This window comes from Actinoplanes regularis, from assembly GCF_900188005.1.
In the GTDB taxonomy this organism is placed as follows: Bacteria; Actinomycetota; Actinomycetes; order Mycobacteriales; family Micromonosporaceae; genus Actinoplanes; species Actinoplanes regularis.
The window spans coordinates 102,691-119,579 of sequence record NZ_FZNR01000023.1 but is presented as its reverse complement, the minus strand read 5'-3'; the positions used below and the strand labels follow the sequence as shown (position 1 = coordinate 119,579).

The 16,889-nt window shown below is 69.1% G+C and carries 19 protein-coding genes; 5 read left to right on the top strand and 14 right to left on the bottom strand.

From position 1 onward, the window contains the following. Nucleotides 1-131: 131 nt before the first annotated feature. Nucleotides 132-1,313: a calcium-binding protein gene (locus CHC09_RS37490; RefSeq protein WP_089298017.1), complete on the bottom strand. Its 1,182-nt coding sequence runs from the start codon at nucleotides 1,311-1,313 to the stop codon at nucleotides 132-134. Nucleotides 1,314-1,548: 235 nt separating this feature from the next. On the opposite strand from CHC09_RS37490, the gene CHC09_RS37485 reads away from it, so the two are divergent. Further along, nucleotides 1,549-1,857, top strand: coding sequence for a hypothetical protein (locus tag CHC09_RS37485; RefSeq protein ID WP_089298016.1), 309 nt, complete (start codon nucleotides 1,549-1,551; stop codon nucleotides 1,855-1,857). Between the two features lie 155 nt (nucleotides 1,858-2,012). Here the strand turns inward: CHC09_RS37485 and CHC09_RS37480 are convergent, their stop codons facing one another. Beyond that, complete coding sequence (locus tag CHC09_RS37480; RefSeq protein ID WP_089298015.1) at nucleotides 2,013-2,402, bottom strand: hypothetical protein; 390 nt, start codon at nucleotides 2,400-2,402, stop codon at nucleotides 2,013-2,015. A gap of 51 nt (nucleotides 2,403-2,453) precedes the next feature. Then, entirely contained in the window at nucleotides 2,454-2,804 is a 351-nt protein-coding gene (locus tag CHC09_RS37475; protein WP_089298040.1) for a hotdog fold thioesterase, read from the bottom strand. 237 nt (nucleotides 2,805-3,041) lie between these two features. On the opposite strand from CHC09_RS37475, the gene CHC09_RS37470 reads away from it, so the two are divergent. Beyond that, a complete protein-coding gene (locus tag CHC09_RS37470; RefSeq protein ID WP_089298014.1) occupies nucleotides 3,042-3,293 on the top strand; it encodes a hypothetical protein in 252 nt (83 codons plus the stop codon). A gap of 7 nt (nucleotides 3,294-3,300) precedes the next feature. On the opposite strand, the gene CHC09_RS37465 is transcribed toward CHC09_RS37470, so the two are convergent. The 6 genes from CHC09_RS37465 to CHC09_RS37440 form a co-directional block, all read right to left on the bottom strand. Continuing rightward, the gene (locus CHC09_RS37465) at nucleotides 3,301-4,584 is read right to left on the bottom strand and encodes a PrsW family intramembrane metalloprotease (protein WP_244911626.1); all 1,284 of its coding nucleotides are present in this window, start codon (nucleotides 4,582-4,584) and stop codon (nucleotides 3,301-3,303) included. A gap of 154 nt (nucleotides 4,585-4,738) precedes the next feature. After that, nucleotides 4,739-5,317, bottom strand: coding sequence for a hypothetical protein (locus tag CHC09_RS37460; RefSeq protein WP_089298013.1), 579 nt, complete (start codon nucleotides 5,315-5,317; stop codon nucleotides 4,739-4,741). Between the two features lie 83 nt (nucleotides 5,318-5,400). Further along, a complete protein-coding gene (locus CHC09_RS37455) occupies nucleotides 5,401-5,967 on the bottom strand; it encodes an RNA 2'-phosphotransferase (RefSeq protein WP_089298012.1) in 567 nt (188 codons plus the stop codon). Beyond that, nucleotides 5,964-6,740, bottom strand: coding sequence for a class I SAM-dependent methyltransferase (locus CHC09_RS37450; RefSeq protein ID WP_089298038.1), 777 nt, complete (start codon nucleotides 6,738-6,740; stop codon nucleotides 5,964-5,966). The genes CHC09_RS37455 and CHC09_RS37450 overlap by 4 nt, the downstream gene beginning before the upstream one ends. Before the next feature lie 194 nt (nucleotides 6,741-6,934). Then, nucleotides 6,935-7,144, bottom strand: coding sequence for a BldC family transcriptional regulator (locus CHC09_RS37445; RefSeq protein ID WP_014687221.1), 210 nt, complete (start codon nucleotides 7,142-7,144; stop codon nucleotides 6,935-6,937). Between the two features lie 281 nt (nucleotides 7,145-7,425). Then, complete coding sequence (locus CHC09_RS37440; RefSeq protein WP_089298011.1) at nucleotides 7,426-8,265, bottom strand: DUF8083 family protein; 840 nt, start codon at nucleotides 8,263-8,265, stop codon at nucleotides 7,426-7,428. A 151-nt stretch (nucleotides 8,266-8,416) separates the two neighbouring features. Here CHC09_RS37440 and CHC09_RS37435 point away from each other — a divergent pair, with 151 nt between their 5' ends. Together CHC09_RS37435 and CHC09_RS37430 are read left to right on the top strand one after the other, a co-directional pair. After that, entirely contained in the window at nucleotides 8,417-9,496 is a 1,080-nt protein-coding gene (locus CHC09_RS37435) for a Glu/Leu/Phe/Val family dehydrogenase (protein ID WP_089298010.1), read from the top strand. Nucleotides 9,497-9,677: 181 nt separating this feature from the next. Then, complete coding sequence (locus CHC09_RS37430) at nucleotides 9,678-9,896, top strand: DUF3073 domain-containing protein (RefSeq protein ID WP_089298009.1); 219 nt, start codon at nucleotides 9,678-9,680, stop codon at nucleotides 9,894-9,896. 116 nt (nucleotides 9,897-10,012) lie between these two features. Here CHC09_RS37430 and amcA read toward each other — a convergent pair whose 3' ends face one another. The 5 genes from amcA to CHC09_RS37405 form a co-directional block, all read right to left on the bottom strand. After that, nucleotides 10,013-10,240 (bottom strand): multiple cyclophane-containing RiPP AmcA, encoded by a 228-nt coding sequence (gene amcA / locus CHC09_RS37425; RefSeq protein WP_089298008.1) that lies wholly within the window; start codon nucleotides 10,238-10,240, stop codon nucleotides 10,013-10,015. Further along, nucleotides 10,209-11,312 (bottom strand): cyclophane-forming radical SAM peptide maturase AmcB, encoded by a 1,104-nt coding sequence (gene amcB, locus CHC09_RS37420; protein WP_285558089.1) that lies wholly within the window; start codon nucleotides 11,310-11,312, stop codon nucleotides 10,209-10,211. Before amcB ends, amcA begins: the two co-directional genes overlap by 32 nt. Before the next feature lie 211 nt (nucleotides 11,313-11,523). Continuing rightward, nucleotides 11,524-12,672, bottom strand: a complete 1,149-nt coding sequence (purM, locus tag CHC09_RS37415; protein ID WP_089298006.1) for a phosphoribosylformylglycinamidine cyclo-ligase — start codon at nucleotides 12,670-12,672, stop codon at nucleotides 11,524-11,526. A 37-nt stretch (nucleotides 12,673-12,709) separates the two neighbouring features. Beyond that, a complete protein-coding gene (purF, locus tag CHC09_RS37410; protein ID WP_089298005.1) occupies nucleotides 12,710-14,317 on the bottom strand; it encodes an amidophosphoribosyltransferase in 1,608 nt (535 codons plus the stop codon). Between the two features lie 202 nt (nucleotides 14,318-14,519). After that, a complete protein-coding gene (locus CHC09_RS37405; RefSeq protein WP_179277443.1) occupies nucleotides 14,520-14,882 on the bottom strand; it encodes a sterol carrier family protein in 363 nt (120 codons plus the stop codon). A 152-nt stretch (nucleotides 14,883-15,034) separates the two neighbouring features. Between CHC09_RS37405 and CHC09_RS37400 the strand changes: the two genes are divergently transcribed. After that, nucleotides 15,035-16,819, top strand: a complete 1,785-nt coding sequence (locus tag CHC09_RS37400) for a carboxypeptidase-like regulatory domain-containing protein (RefSeq protein ID WP_179277442.1) — start codon at nucleotides 15,035-15,037, stop codon at nucleotides 16,817-16,819. Nucleotides 16,820-16,889 lie beyond the last annotated feature (70 nt).

The window sequence follows — 16,889 nt, the reverse complement described above, 5'->3', positions numbered from 1 at the left end:
ACGTGCCACCCCGTTTTGGGCGATCACGGGGACCAAAAATGTGATGCCGGATCACCCGTTGCGATCTTGGTACGTACGCGGGCCGGCGGCGCCCGGCGGGCGAACCCGCCGGGCGCTGATCGATCAGATGGTCAGTTCTCGTCGAGGGCCTTCAGGCGCGTCGTCGCCCAGGCCGGGAGGACCGGCTTCGAGCGGTCCTTCCAGACGCTCTCGCAGTTGATGGAGGTGGCCCCGGCCAGGACCACGCAGTGGTCGCCCTCGGAGGACGAGCCGCCGTCGAGCTTGTCGGCGACACCCGTCCGGCCCAGCGGGCCGTTGGTGTCGGCCCAGAAGTACTCGCTGTAGAGCACGTCGTCGCCGCTGCCGCTGTTCAGCGTGTCCCGGGCGCCACCACCGATGAGGATGTCCCGGCCGTCGCCGCCGTCGAGGATGTCGTTGCCGACCCCGTGGGACAGGTGCGGGGGCTCGGCGGTCGCGTCGCCCAGGATCGTGTCGTCACCGGAGCCACCGGAGATCTGGTCGAGACCCCAGCCGCCGACGAGCTTGTCGCCGCCGGTGCCACCGTTGAGGTAGTCGTTGCCGTAGTCGCCGTAGAGGTTGTCGTTGCCCGCCTCGCCGTAGACCTTGTCGTTGCCGGTACCGGCCCCGATGAGGTCGTTGCCGAGGCCGCCGAACAGCCGGTCGGCGCCCTCGTTGCCCTCCAGGTAGTCGTTGCCACCCTCGCCCCACACGCGGTCGTTGCCGGCCTGGCCGTAGATGGAGTCATTGCCCGCCTCGCCACCGAGGTCATCGTTGCCGGCGCCACCGGAGATCGTGTCCCAGCCGATACCGCCCCAGACGTCGTCGTTACCGGCCTCGCCGTACAGGTTGTCCCGGCCGGCACCGCCGTCCAGGGTGTCGTTGCCCGAGCCACCCCGCAACGTGTCGTCGCCGATGTCGCCGAAGGCCATCAGCGGAACCGAGGTCCGGTTGACCACCTTGTCGTTCTTGTCGCCGAAGAACGCGTTGACCAGCGTCGTCTTCTTCGAAGTCGTGCACTTCACCTTGGTGCTGTCGCCCTTGACGGCCTTGCAGCCCTTGCCGGCCTTGATGGTGACTCTGTCGTCCAGCGTCACCGTCCGCCCCGAGATCGTGATGACCAGTGAGTTCGCCTGGCCGGCACCGGCGAAGAACTGAACCTCGCTGCCCGTGACGCCCGCCCAGCCGGTCTTCGGCGCCGCCTGAGCGGGGGCGAGGAACAGCGTGGTCGTGGTGGCCACCGCGACAGCGGCGAGACCGATGGCGGCGAGGGCCTTGCGGTTGAAGAAGAGCATGGCTGTATCCCAACTTTCAAAGATTCGAGTGTTTTCGGCGTTCCCCGCCGCGCTGAGAAGATCCTAAGAAGACTGATCTCCCGCTGTGCTCACGCTTTCGTGCCATGCCCGCGACCATCCGCAATGGAGCGTTGTCCACAGAACAGGCGCTGCCTCTTGAAGCCGACCGTTCGCTCAATCAGAGTGTTATCGGGATCGGTCCGGGTGGGCCGGCTTGCGAGGAGGGCACGTCGTCGTGCAGACCTTCACCAACGAGGCCGAGCAGGCGGCCTACAACCTTGCCGAGGCGCTGGCCGAGAAGGCGATGTCCTTCATGCGGAACGCCGAGGAGGCCGCCAAGTCATTTCAGGGCGGAAGAGTGGCGATGCGCCGCCAGTTCAAGGCGCGCGGACTTTCCGAGGCGGAGGCCGACATCCGATTCGCCGGCACCGTGCAGGCTTCCCGGGCGATCGCGGAGAACTCGTTCTGCATGTCGCAGGCGTCGATGTACAACACGGCCGCCGCGACGCAGTATGCGAAGGCGCTCTACCTCAAGAATCGGTGAGGTCACCGGCTTACGGCCGCCGTTCGCCTACGCCCGGTGGCGGTCCAGGCCGCGCCTTCCGCGGTACGCCGTGACGCGTGCTTGTCGTGCCTTCCGCGGATACGCCGGAGCGCGCAGACCGGGCCGCGCCTTTCGCCGTGCGCCGTGACGCGTGGTCAGGCCGCCCGGTGGCGCAGCGTCGCGACCGTGGAACCGGCCAGGGCCAGCAGGCAATCCGGCAGTTGCCCGTCGGCGATCGCGGCGCCGAAGAGTGCCTCCCCGGTGGGGGCGTCGCCGTTCACATAGGCGCTGACGAAGCGGGCGACCCACCGCTTGTCATAACGCGCGTCGTCGATGCCGGGGAACTCGAGGGTCCAGCCACCGCTCCCGGGCAGCTTTCCGACCATGGTCGCGGCGAGACACCACGCGACGTCCCACGCGCCGACCACCCCGTCCCGCGAGACGACCGCGTTGAAGGTACTGGCCACGGCATCGCTGTCCCCGCTGAGGGCGGAGGCCAGGATCTCCGTGGCGTCGTCGAACGCGTGCTGTGGTGCTTCCGTCACGCTGCAAACCGTACGCGTAATCGTCAAGGACCGCTCAGTGCCGAGGCGTTGTCAGGCACCACGCAGCAGACAGGTGATGCGCGCCGTGCAGACCCGCTCACCGGCCTCGTCCTCGAGGACCACCTCGTACGTGGCGACGGCTCGGCCGCGGTGCACCGGCACGGCGATCCCGGTCACCAGCCCGGAGCGGGCCGCCTTGTGATGGGTGGCGTTGATGTCCACCCCGACCGCGAACGGCCGGTCCACGGTCTGCCCGTGCAGCACCGCGCCGACCGAGCCGAGAGTCTCGGCGAGCACGCAGGACGCGCCGCCGTGCAGGAGCCCGTACGGCTGGGTGTTGCCCTCGACCGGCATCGTACCGACCACCCGATCGGCCGTGGCCTCGGTGATCACGATGCCCATCCGCTCGGCGAGCGCACCGCCTCCGTTGCTGGTGAAGAGGTGTTGCTTGCCGTCTTCCGCGATATCCACGACGGCGTACGTTACCCCTGGCTCCGACCCGATACCGGCAACCCCCGGCACTGCTGCGGGAGTGACGCTTGCGTGCGCGGGGTATTGATGTGCCGGATGATCCATCCGGACAGTGCCGGGATTCGTAAAGATCGGTACATCCCGGCGACCCCCGTCAGAGGAGACGATATGAGCGAGCCGCAGGAGATCGTGGAGACCCGGGGAGACCACCGCGTCGACCTGATCACCAGCGACGCCAACGGCGATGGGCGGACCGACGTCTGGGTGTCGGACACCGACGGCGACGGCAAGCCGGACCTGTTCCAGTTCGACACCGACGGCGACGGCAAGGTCGACGTGACGATGGTGGATCTCGACGAGGACGGCACGCCGGACGCGATCGTCGACGGCGACGGCGGGCTGCCGCCGACCGTCAACTGAGCCGGAGCTAAGCCCCGCCCAGGGCGGAGAGCGCGACCCAGAGCACGGCGATCGCCACCGCCGCGGTGCCGATCGAGGAGGCGGTGTGGCGCCAGGAGTGGGCGCCCTCGACCGCTTCCGGGTGACCCAGCGCTTTCAGGGTGGCGCGATGTTCGCGTACCTCGCAATGGTGTTGTTCCGCGTGCTCCGGAGCCCGGCTGAGCTCGACCGCCAGCCGGGCCTGGGCGCGCTGCAGACGTCGTACCGTAGCTCGGGCCTTGTTTCCCGCCTGGTCGGCGGCGTGCCGCCGGGCCGCGGCCCGGCGGGAACCGGAACCCAGCGCACGCATCTCGCCCTCGGTGATCACCTCGGGGTCGTCCAGGCCGGCGAGCCGCGCGACGTAGTACTCGGCCTCCCGGTCGTGCGCGCGGCGCACCAGGTAGAGGATCAGCAGCAGTGGCGGCAGGCCCTTGAAGACCAGGACGGCGAGCAACGCCACCGCGCCGTTGCCCAACCCGTCACGGAACAGCGGCGAGTTCCACAGCACGTGCGAGGCCCAGGCGCCGAAGAGCGCGAGGGCGGCCATCGCGATCCGGCGCCACCAGCTGCGATCGACGCTGACGACCAGATAGCCGATGCCGGCCCCGGCCAGCGCGCCGAACAGCGTGTGGCTCCAGACGCCGGCCAGGAAACCGCGGACCAGGAACGTGGTGACCACCGGCCGCACGTCGTCGCCCTGCCCGGCCAGCGCGACCGCCCCGATCGCGAAGACGATGTCCTCGACGATCTGGAAGCCCAGGCCGACCAGCGAGCCGTAGACCACGCCGTCCAGCACGCTGTTCACCTGCGAGCGGGCGATCACCACGATCGCCACCACGCCGAGCGTCTTGGCGATCTCCTCGACCGTCGGCCCGGCCAGGGCGGCGCCCCACTCCGCGGCCAGGCCGGGTGAGCCGAGCTTGGCGATCAGGTTCTCCAGGGCCGTGCTGCCCGGGATCGAGACGCTGGTGGCCACCAGGCCACCCCAGGCGAACGCCACCACGAGCAGGGCGGCCGGTTCCCGCTCCAGGAAGTCGAGCTCCTGGACGAAGAACCAGAACGGTACGGCGAGCAGCCCGAACAGTCCCAGCGCGGTGATCGTGGCGATCGGGTAGGTCTGGAGGAACTTCGCCAGGATCTGTGACATCCGGACCGCACCGGCGGCCAGCAGCACGAGCACCACCCAGAACGCGGGTAGCCGGGTCAGGGCGATCGGCCGGGTGGTCCCGGGACGCACCGGTTCATTCACCGATTCGCTCGCAAGCTCGCTCATGCCGCCACCTCCGCTGCGCTCCGGCGTCGACATGAGCCACAACAACTGAGCTGATTGATTCGCTCGCAAGCTCGCTCACGGCGCCACCTCCGCTGCGCTCCGGCGTCGACATGAGCCACAACAACTGAGCTGATTGATTCGCTCGCAAGCTCGCTCATGACCCCTCGTAGCGCAGCGTCTTGGTGCTCGTGTCGATGGCCGGCAGGGTGCGGCCCAGGTCGAGGTCGGCGCCGCTGACCGTGACTTCGATGGTCAGTCCGTGCGCGACGAAGACCGCGTACCGGCCGCCCCGGTCGCCGGCCGTGTAGCCGCCCTGGAGGCCGGCCAGCCCCCCGGCGGTGGAGACCGCGAGCTGGGTGCCGGTCACCTGATATCCGGCGGTGCCGGTGATCCGCTGGCGAAGGCGGACGGCGGCCTGGGTCAGATCGCCGGAGAAGGGTTGGACGGTGATCGCGTACCGGACCGGGCCGAGCCGGAACAGCGCGGTGCCACGGTCCTCACCCGGCCGGGTTCCCGTGACGTCCAGCGTCGCGCCGGCCGGGGGCACCACGACGACCCCGGCACCGACCCGGTACGGCTCACCGGCCCGCACCGCCCGCTGGGCCGAGACGGCGCGGTCGAGCGCCGGCAGGCCGAAGGAGAGTGCCGCCAGGAAGACGGCCAGGAGGAGCGCACTGAGCAGTCCGGGTGTGCTGGGGAGATCGGTGAGATGACGCCGCGTGACCGTCCCCATTCGTCCACGCTAACGAGAGCAGCGCGGCGATGTCCCGAAATCTGGGTCTGCGACCACAGTGGATGGACGATCAGCCTGGAAGATTACGGATTTGTCCGTTTTACCGAAAGATGTGCGGGCGACACCGCCGAGGTCAGCCAGACCCCGTTGGCACTGCGATGAAAGACGTGCCCCTCGGTGGCCATCACCCCCGCCGCCACCGCGAACACCACGACATCGGCCGAGCGGCGCCGGCCCACCACCAGAGCGGTCGCCACATCGGCGGAGAGGTGCACGTGATGCCGGCTCCGTGGCCGCAATCCGGACCGCAGGATCGATTCGGCGTTCTCCCGCGGGGTGCCGTGGTAGAGAATCTCCGGCGGCGTGACGGGCGGCAGGTCCAGGTCCACCGCGACCCGGCGGGAGTGGCCCTGGCTGGCCCGGATTCGCTCCACGCCGTCGTCGCCGACGGCCACCGCGAAGCGGGACTTGTCGTTGTACGCCACCACCCGGTCCAGCTCGGCGCGGCTGATCCCCAGGGCGGTCAGGAAGTCGGCGACCGGCACCCAGCCGTTCGCGTCCAGGTTCAGACCGGCCACCTCGGGCCGGTGTCGCAGCACCAGGGACATCCGCCGGCTGAGGCGGACCTGGTCGCGGGTGAGTTCGGTCAAAGGTCTTGCTCCATGACCGCAAGGTAGTACGGACGGTCCTTGTGGTCGATCGATTTCAGCCGCCACCCGGTGCCCTTGAGCAGTTCCTCCAACTCGTCCACCGAGCAGTTCAGGTAGTCGAACCACTCGCTGGCCACCAGCCGGTAGCGCAGTCGCAGCCGTAGCTGCCCGCCGAGGCGCCCACGGGCCCGGTTCCGCTGGTGATAGCTCACGTGCACCGGGTCCTTGGTCCCGTACGGGTCGGCGCCCTGCGCCAGGATCCGCGCGCCCGGGTTCGCCAGCCGGGCCAGCGCCTCCAGGAAGACCGGCGCGCGCGCCGGGCCCTCCAGCAGGCCCAGATTGTTGCCGAGCAGCAGGAACGTGTCGTACCGGGCGCGGGCCCGGGCATACCCGTCCACGGTGCTCAGGACGGTGTCGCGCAGGCCGCGCTTACGTGCCACCTCGATCGCGCCGGGTGAGGTGTCCAGGCCGGTGACCGCCATGCCGCGACGCTGCAGTTCCAGCGCGATCCGGGCGGCGCCCACCCCGATGTCCAGCACGTGCCCGCGGCACAGGCGCAGGGCCCGGTGGTCGTGTGGCTGCCAGGACTCCGGCTCGTCCAGATAGTGATCGGCGGGCGCGCCGTTGATCAGGCCGTCGTCCCGTTCGATCACTTCGATCACCGGCCGTGGCAGGCGGCCGCCGGCCAGCGGGCGCGGGCCGATGCCGGTCCGGACCGCGTACGCGTCCCTGATCATTTCGCCAAAGGCGTCGCCGATCGTCGGCTGCTCCATGGCCACTACTCTTCTGGCACGGCCGCGCGGGAGCAACTCGGCTCGGGGAAGTATGTCCTGCTCACAACGGCACAGGGCGATTCGGGATCATTCCTCGTATCCTGCCCCGACCCGGCTCGTTGATCTAAGAAACGAAGAAGGGGCGATACGCCTTCCCCAGCGCACGCCCCTTACAACGATCTAGGTCGAACCGGTCAGTCACCCTGACGCTGCGTGGGAATCTGCCCCTGCAGCAGGGCGCGAACCTCCGACTCCCGGTAGCGACGGTGGCCGCCCAACGTGCGAATAGCGCTGAGCTTGCCCGCCTTCGCCCACCGGGTGACGGTTTTCGGGTCGACTCGGAACATCGACGCCACCTCGGCCGGCGTTAGTAGCGGCTCAGGATCGTGCGTACGCGATGCCATCGGTCACTCCTCCACAGGTACCTAAAAACATCGGCCGGGGTCCCGCCGGCCGGTGCGTCTCTCATGGTCCGGCTAGTCCCCGATGTCCGACATGGGCCGAACGGACGAACGTCCCCAGATAGACGGATGAAGCATGCCCGATTTTTACGTGTTTTCTACGCCAGATAGTGTCTCGTTTAGTCCGATTATCACGCTTCGTCGGTCGGCGATCACGAAGAGTGTTCGCTTCGGGAGCGCTTCCACGGGCGGAGAAACTTCCCGGTCTGTCCCGTTTCCGCAGGTCAGTTGCACCGCTCCAGAAGCTGGACGACCCGCCATCTGGCGACCAACTTCTCGTAAGCCTCGCTGGCCGCGTCGGCGTCACCACGGGACAGCGCCGACAGGCCGGCGGCCACCAGACCCGGGGAGTCGTCACCGGTCAGTTTGTCCTCCGGAAGGAGGTTTACCAGCCCCCCGTAATCCAACTCGACCACCGATCGGGGATGGAACTCCTCCAACCACCGGGCACCCTCCTCGACCGCCTCGGTGATCGGTGCGTCGCCGAGCGACTTGCGCAGCACCGAGACCGCCCGATGCGCCCGCCGGCGGGCCTTGGAGATCTCGGTGCGGTAGCGCAGCCCACGCCGCCGGCCGGTCAGCGAGATCTCCCGCTCCTCCAGGTCGACGAAGGCGAACCAGCGCAGCGGCACCCCCCAGGTGGCGATCTGCTCGTGCACCCGGGGCACGCCCTGCTCCAGCACCTTGGCGCCGCTGCGCCAGTCCTCCACGACTGCCTTGGCCTGTCCGGCCAGCACCGGCGGTACGAACGCGTCGGCCAGCACGGCTGGAACGCCGTCCCGGGCGTTCAGGGCGGCCTCGGCGACCCGCAGGCGCAGGTTCCAGGGGCAGATCAGCAGGGAGTTCTCCCACTCCAGCACATACGCCTCGTCGGGCAGGTCGGGCAGCCGGGTCCAACCCGCCCCGAGGGCCTCCAGCACGGCGGTGCGCTGCTTCGCCGGGCCTTCGATCAGGCCCAGGTCGCGGCCCTCCTTGGCGTAACGACGCCAGAAGACCTGACGGTCCCGGTCGAAGGCGGTCAGCGGCTCGTAAATCCGTAGGTACGACGCGAACAGTGACGGCACGGCGCGATCGTTTCACAGATCCGGCCGGGTGGAACTTCCCGCGCGGGCGTAATCGATGTGCCACTCACACAGCTAGGCTCGCTTTGTCCGGCCTACCCCGCCGGGCCCGGGGCCCCACGAAGGCCCGCACAGAAGAGTCAGGAGAGCAACGATGGGTGTGTTCGAAACCGACGGCAACGACGCCTCCGGACACGAACAGGTCGTTTTCTGCCAGGACCGGGTCTCCGGTCTGAAAGCGATCATCGGGATCTACTCGACGGCCCTCGGGCCGGCGCTCGGCGGCACACGGTTCTACCCGTACGAGAGCGAGGAAGCCGCTCTCGCCGATGTACTCAAGCTGTCCCGCGGGATGGCGTACAAGAACGCGCTGGCCGGCCTCGACCTCGGCGGCGGCAAGGCGGTGATCTGGGGCGACCCGGCCACGACCAAGTCCGAGGCGCTCCTGCGGGCGTACGGCCGATTCGTCGAGACCCTGCGCGGCCGCTACTACACCGCCTGTGACGTCGGCACCTACGTGCCGGACATGGACGTGATCGCCCGTGAGACGCGCTACGTCACCGGCCGCAGCGTCGAGCACGGCGGCGCCGGGGACTCGTCGGTGCTCACCGCCTGGGGCGTCTACCAGGGCATGCGAGCGGCCGCCGAGCACACCTGGGGCAGCCCGACGCTGACCGGCCGCACGGTGGGCATCGCCGGCCTCGGCAAGGTCGGCAAGTACCTCGTCGGCCACCTGGTCGAGGACGGCGCCACGGTGGTCGCCACCGATGTCAGCCCGGCCGCCCTGGAGTGGGCCAGCACCACCTACCCGGAGGTCAACCTGGTGCCGGACAACCAGGCCCTGATCGCCTCGGACCTGGACGTGTACGCGCCGTGCGCCCTGGGCGGCGCGCTGAACGACGACACGGTCCCGCTGCTGCGCGCCAAGGTGGTCACCGGCGCGGCCAACAACCAGCTCGCCCACCCGGGCATCGGCAAGCTGCTGGACGACCGCGGCATCCTCTACACGCCGGACTACGTGGTCAACGCCGGTGGCGTGATCCAGGTTGCGGACGAGATCGAGGGCTTCAACTTCGACCGCGCGAAGCTCCGGGCGACCGGCATCTTCGAAACCACCCGCCGGATCCTCCAGCTCGCCGGCGACGAGGGCGTGCCGCCCGCCGTGGCCGCCGACCGGCTCGCCGAGCGCCGGATGGCCGAGGTCGGCCGACTGCGTTCGATTTACCTGAACTAGACCGGTTCATGGCCTGCCGCGCGGCGTGGAGGAAGGAGAACCGCGACGCGCGGCAGTGTCACACGCAACCCGAGGTGCCGAACGCGGCATCGTCCATGTACCGTAAGACCCACGAGAGATGCCTGACGTCATCGGGGCCCGCCTTCGGGCTGCCCCGAATTCTGTGCGAGGGGGTCGAGCCATGGGGCGCGGCCGTGCTAAGGCCAAGCAGACGAAGGTGGCGCGGGAGTTGAAGTACCACTCCCCGAACACCGACCTCACCGCCTTGCAGCGCGAACTGGCGGGTGCCGGTAAGTCGAATCATCACTTCGACGACGACAACGACGAGTTCGTCGATGATGATGAGGATGACGACGACGCGGAAGACGACCGGGATACCTGGTCGCCGACAAGGCGCTGATCCGCATCGCACAGAGCACGAGGCGTGACCGCGTGCTCCGGCGTGTCGCGGTCACCTTCCTACAGTTGCAATGAAGCCCACGCGGGGTAGCCCGCGTGGGCTTCAACCACCTGCGCTCAGCGCGGGCGGTTGTTCCAGTTGTAGAACGTAGGAATGTTCTCGAAGTGGTTCCAGGCGCAGACCGCCGAGCCGCCATCGCGTGGCGCCTCCTCGGCGCGCTGCCGGCGGGCCTCCTCCGCTTCCGCGATCAGCGTGGCCAACCCGTTTCGGGTGTCGTGCACCCGTGCCGTCACCGGATCCATCTCCACGCCGTCAGACAGCCGTGGCCTCGTGGTCTCGGGCATGGTCGAGCACTCCCTCCAGTAGGCGAATCTTGCTGTTCCGGCAGTGGTTCGTCTCGGTGACGTCGAACCTGCCGTGTTCGAAGTAGCGGTTGGCCGCATGGGCGCCGCCACAGAAACCGAAGTACGGGCAGCTCTGCCGGCACGCCTCGATCCCCCGCAGGAACTCACCGATCCACGGCGTCTCCGCCGCGCTCGCGAGGATCTTCCGCAGCGGGGTGGTGAGCACGTTGCCGCTGCTGAAGTCGCCGTATCGGGGATCGTGGAAGCCGGCCAGCTCGGGCGAGAGCAGCACCACCGAGCCGTCCTGGGCGATGGTCGGGATCGGGTCCAGCCGCCGGGGCAGCAGGCTGTCGGCGGTGCCGTCGAGGACCGCGGCGACATACCGCAGCGACCACTCCACCTCCCGCAGGTGAATCCGGGGAGTCCTACGCCAGGCGCCGACCAGCTCGGCCCAGAACGCACTCACCGCGACCGGATCATAACGATTCAGTCGGAGGTTCACGCCCTCCTGCTCCTCCACATTGATGCCGAGCACGTCGCAGCCCAGGCCGAGGAAGAACTCGTAGAGCTCGGTGGCCACGCCCGGTCGCGGATCGGAGACCACACAGAGGGTGGAGAACGGGATCCCGTGCCGTCGCAGCGCGCCGATCCCCTTCGCGATCAGGTCATAGGCCGGCTTGCCGGCACGGTCCACCCGGTCGCTGTTGCGGCCGCGCGGGCCGTCCACGCTCACGCTGACGCGGACATCGTGGGCCGCGAAGAACTCGCACCAGGCATCGTCGATCAGCGTGGCATTCGTCTGAACATGGTGCTCCACGCCCGCGCCGAACGGAGCGAAGAGGGCGGCCAGATGGTCCGCCCCCGCGGCGAGCGGCTCCCCGCCGTGCCACACCACGGAGAACCGACCGGACCGGGCGAAGTCGGCGATCTCGGTGGCCACCGCCTCGGCGACGGCTACCGGCATCTTCCGGTTCTCCCGCCGGAACGGCAGGTAACAGTAGTTACAGGCTAGGTTGCAGAGAGTAGTCGGCTGCATGACGACGTAACCGGGTTCCGCCGAGATGCCCCGCATCCCGCTCCACGCGTCCGCCATCGCGCACCTCCCGTCCTGGCCAGTGACACACGGCCAGGCTAGGTCCCGCGGTCCACCACTCATGCGAAAGATCCGTATGTGCCGGACATCAGCACACACGGATCATTTCACGTTCGGTCTACAGCGAACCAGACTCACGATCCGGCGGCCAGTGATCTCACAACGAGGTCACAGCAACCGTCACGCGCTGTCAGCCCCGGGTGTACGAGCCCATCATCTGCACCTGCCCGGTGCCCTCCAGGACCTCGCCGACCTGCCAGGCCTCGACACCGCGGCCGGCCAGGTAGGCCATCGCGCGGTCCGCGTCGTCGGAGGAGACGACCGCGAACATGCCGACGCCCATGTTGAAGGTGGCCTCCATCTCCGAGTCCTCGATCCGGCCCTTGGCCTGGATCAGGTCGAAGATCGGCTGCGGGCGCCAGGTGGACCGGTCCACCACTGCGTCCATCGTCGGAGGCAGCACCCGGTTCAGGTTGCCGGGGATGCCGCCACCGGTGATGTGCGAGAACGCCCGGACGTCGGTCTCCTCGATCAGGCCCAGGCAGTCCTTGGCGTAGATCTTGGTGGGGGTGAGGAGCTCCTCGCCCAGGGTGCGCGAGGTGCCGAAGTCGTCGACCACGGTGTCCAAACGCATCCGGCCGGCGCCCAGCAGGACGTGCCGGACCAGCGAGTAACCGTTCGAGTGCAGGCCGGAGGAGCGCATCGCGATCACCGCGTCACCCACCTCGACCCGGTCCTGGCCGAGGATCTCGCTCTCCTCGACGACGCCGACGCCGGTGGCCGAGACGTCGTACTCATCCGGGCGCAGGACGCCCGGGTGCTCGGCGGTCTCGCCACCGAGCAGAGCACAACCGGCGTACCGGCAGCCGTCGGCGATGCCCGCGCCGATCTCGGCGATCTTGTCCGGCACGACCTCTCCGCAGGCGATGTAGTCGAGCAGGAACAGCGGCTCGGCGCCACAGGCCACCAGGTCGTCGACGACCATGGCGACCAGGTCGATGCCGATCGTGTCGTGGATGTCGAGCTGCTGGGCGATCACCAGCTTGGTGCCGACGCCGTCGGTGGACGAGGCCAGGATCGGGCTCTTGTACTTCGCGGTGTTGAGCCGGAACAGGCCGGAGAAGCCGCCCAGGTCACCCATCACCTCGGGCCGGGTGGTCTTCTTGACCTTGGCCTTGAGAAGCTCGACGGCCCGGTCGCCGGCGTCGATCGAGACACCCGCCGCCGCGTACGTCGCGGAGCGCTTGCGCGGCCCACGGCCGGCGCCCGCCGTCCACGGCTGTCGATCGCCGCCCTCAGCGCCGTTCGATCCGGCACTGCGCTCGGACACGTGCGTCACGGTTCTCCCCTTAGCGGTTCTGCAAAATGTGGAAAAGTCACGGATGGTGCAGCGCGTTCGCGCCGCCCGGGCTGGCGACCAACGGCTCCGGTGCCGCATGATCGTCTGCCTGCTCGCGGACCTCGTAACCGGCCTCGAACTCGGTGACGGCGGCCTCGGCCGCCTGCCCCGAGGCGCCCGGCATGCCGGCTCGGCGGCCGACGCCTTCCAGCACGTGCTTGCCGATCAGGTCGGCGGCCGGCAGCTCGATCGGGTACTCCCCGTCGAAGCAGGCCATGCAGAGCCGGGTCTTCGGCTGCTCGGTGGCCTGCACCAGGTTGTCCAGCGAGACGTAGCCCAGGCTGTCGGCACCGATCGAGCGGCGAATCCCGTCGATCTCCAGGCCGTTGGCGATCAACTCGGCGCGGGTCGCGAAGTCGATGCCGTAGAAGCACGGCCACTTCACCGGCGGCGAGGAGATCCGGACGTGCACCTCCAGGGCGCCGGCCTCACGCAGCATCCGGATCTGGGCACGCTGGGTGTTGCCCCGCACGATCGAGTCGTCGATCACGACGATCCGCTTGCCCCGGACCACCTCGCGCAACGGGTTCAGCTTGAGCCGGATGCCGAGCTGGCGGATGGTCTGCGAGGGCTGGATGAAGGTGCGGCCGACGTACGCGTTCTTCATGAAGCCGGCGCTGTACGGGATGCCGGAGGCCTCGGCGTAACCGATGGCGGCGGGGATGCCGGACTCCGGGACACCGATCACCAGGTCGGCCTCGACCGGGTGCTCCTTGGCCAGCTTGCGGCCGACCTCGACCCGCGCGGCGTAGATGTTGCGGCCGGCGATCGTGGTGTCCGGGCGGGCCAGGTACACGTACTCGAAGAGGCAGCCCTTGGGCTCCGGCGCGGCGAACCGCGAGGACCGCAGGCCGTGCTCGTCGATCGCGATGATCTCGCCGGGCTCGACCTCACGGACGAAGCTGGCGCCGGTGATGTCCAGGGCGGCCGTCTCGCTGGCGACCACCCAGCCACGCTCCATCCGGCCGAGGACCAGCGGGCGGACACCCTGAGCGTCCCGCGCCGCGTAGAGCGTGTGCTCGTCCATGAAGACGAAGCTGAAGGCGCCGCGCAGGGTCGGCAGCACCTCCAGGGCCGCGGCCTCGACGGAGAGGTCGGGGCGGCCCGCCAGCAGCGCGGTGACCAGGGCCGTGTCGGACGTGGAGTCCCCCACGTCGAGGCCGCGGTCAGCGACCTCCTTGGCCAGCTCGGCGGTGTTCACCAGGTTGCCGTTGTGGGCCAGCGCGATGGTCGTGCCGGCCGTGGTGGCCCGGATCGTGGGCTGCGCGTTCTCCCAGTTCGAACCACCGGTCGTCGAGTACCGCGCGTGGCCGATCGCCAGGTGGCCGCGGAGGCTGGCCAGCGTCGGCTCGTCGAACACCTGCGAGACCAGGCCGACGTCCTTGTAGACCACGACCCCGGAACCGTCGCTCACCGCAATGCCGGCGGCCTCCTGGCCGCGGTGCTGCAGAGCGTAGAGCCCGAAGTACGTGAGTTTGGCGACCTCTTCCTCGGGGGCCCAGACACCGAAGACGCCGCAGGCGTCCTGGGGGCCGCGTTCCTGGGGGTCGAGATCGTCGGTCAGTAGGCCGTCGCCTCGGGGCACCTGCTCGCTCCCTCATGTCGGATCCGCACGAACTGCTCGAAGCGCCGACCAGTTCGCACCCGCTGATCGACCCGCGACCACCCGACCTGAGCCACTGCTCAAGCCGAACCGCTGGCCTGCCAAACCGGAACCGCTGGTCTGCCTGAACTCCGATCGCTCCGATCGCCAAGTGTACGCGAGCCCGGAGCCACCCGAACCGGGCTCATTCCGGGGTCAGCGGCAGGTAGTCGCTCAGATCGGTACGGATTCCGCTGGCCCGGAGACGTCCGTCACGAACCGCCTCGTCCCATTCAATGCGGCCGGTGGCCACGAGCAGCCAGGTCATCGGGTCCGTTTCGACCACATTGGGCGGTGTGCCGCGGGTGTGCCGCGGACCGGGGACGCACTGAATCGCACCGAAAGGTGGAATCCGCACCTCCACCGAACGGCCAGGGGTGCGTCGGGACAACTCGGTCAGCAGCGCTCGGACCGCGTCACGCAGCACTGCCCGGTCGGGTTCGACACCCCGGTCCAGCGTGTCCAATGCCTCGGAGACCGCTTCGAATTTGCTGTGCTCAGACGACATGTCGGGACGATACGACGCGGTTCGCCGACAACGGCACACTCCCCTGGGTCGCGCAAAAGGCGTGTGACAAGGCATAGTTGCCGACGGCGTACAAGTCGTGGGAGATCTGACGGGCAAGGAACCGCCAGGACGCGACACGGAAGGCGGTGGACGTGACGACGCACCTACGAGGCCGGGCTGTTCAGGCCGGTGCGTTCCTGGCCCTGGTCGTTGGTCTGGTGACTGGCGTGCAGACGGCTGCCCTGGCAGCCCCCAGCCTGGAGGCCGGCGCGCAGGACACCGCCAACTCCGGTGACAGAGTAACCGTTTCATACACGGTTAGTAACCCCACGGAGCCCGGCCAGGACGGTAAGGACATCACCGTCCAGATCTCCCCGGGCAGCGCCGAATGCGTGCAGTGCGACCCCCTGAAAGTCCCCGCCGGGGCCACCAACGTCAAGGGCTCCGCGGTGGTCAGAATGCCGAATGTCGCGGCAGGCGCGAACCAAAAGGTCGAAGTCACCGTGGATGCCGGAGACAACGTCAGGGACAAAGTGACCATCACGGTCAACGGTCCTGCGGCCCCGACGAACGTGCGGCAGGTCTCCGGCAAGGTCAAGGACGGTTCGGGCAAGGCCCTCAGCGGCGCCCGGGTCGCCATGAGCGACAGCCAGGGGCATCAGTACAGCACCACCACGAACGGCGCCGGCCTCTACTCCTTCACCTCGTCGGACTCCGCTCCGATCGCGGTGGGCAAGATCACGGTCGCCGCGGTGCTCGACGGCTACACCGGCGCCGAGACCAGCGTCACCGGCCGCGCGGACAAGACCGTCAACGCTCCGATCACGCTCAAGGCCGCGACCACCCCGTCCGCCTCGGCGAGCGCGTCGCCCACCGCCTCGGTCAGCGCGGCAGCGACCGAGGAAGAGCCCACCGACGAAGAGACCACCGACGAGACCAACGAGACGAACACGCAGGCAGCCACCGATAAGACCTCCGCGGAGAGCGGCAGCACCTCCTGGATGATGATCCTCATGGGCGGTCTGCTGGTCGCCGGTGGTATCGGCGTGATGGTCATGGTCTGGATGCGCCGCAGGAACGCCGCCGGCAACGACGACTCGGACACCGGTGCCGGATTCGGCGGCCCGACCGGCGGCCCGGCCGGCCCCGGCCGATTCGGCGGCGCCGACGCCACCCGGGTGGCCGCGCCGGTGGGCGCCGGCCGTGGGCAGGACGCCACGATGGTCGCCGGAGCCGGAATGAGCGCCAGCGGGCTGGGTGACGCGCCGACGATGATCCACCGGCCGCCGGTCGAGGACGAGTTCCCCGACCCGTACGGCGCTCCGATCCCGCCGCAGGGCGGCTTCGTCGGGGCGGGCAACGGCCAGTGGGCCGACCAGGGCGCCGGTGGCAACTACGGCGGTGCGACCAGCGTCTACGGCGGCCAGGGTGGTCAGGGCGGCCAGGCCGGCGGTTACGACAACGGTCAGCAGCGGTACGACGAGCAGACCAACATGTACCAGCCGAACAGCACCGGGTATGACGACCAGGGCGGTTACGGCGCCCAGGGTGGTTACGACCAGGGCGGTTACGGCGCTCAGGGCGGCTACGACCAGGGTGGCTACGGCAACCAGGGCAACCAGGCCGGCTGGGGCAACCAGCCCGACAACGGTGACGGATACGGCCCGCAGGGCGGCTACGGCGCCCAGGGTGGTTACGACCAGGGCGGCGGCTACGGCGCTCAGGGCGGCTACGACCAGGGCGGTTACGACAACCAGGGTTACGACCAGCACGGCGGCAACTACGCCGGCCAGGGTGGCCAGGGTGGCCAGGGTGGTCAGGGTGGTCAGGCCGCTGGGTACGAGCAGAACAACGGCTACGGCAACCAGCAGGGTGGCTACGACCAGCACGGCGGGACGTACGGGCAGGACCCGAACCGCCGCAACTGGGAACAATGATCTGATCTGAGAAAAGGCCCCGCGCTTCGGTGCGGGGCCTTTTCGTTCCCGTTGAACCTGAAAGAGCCGG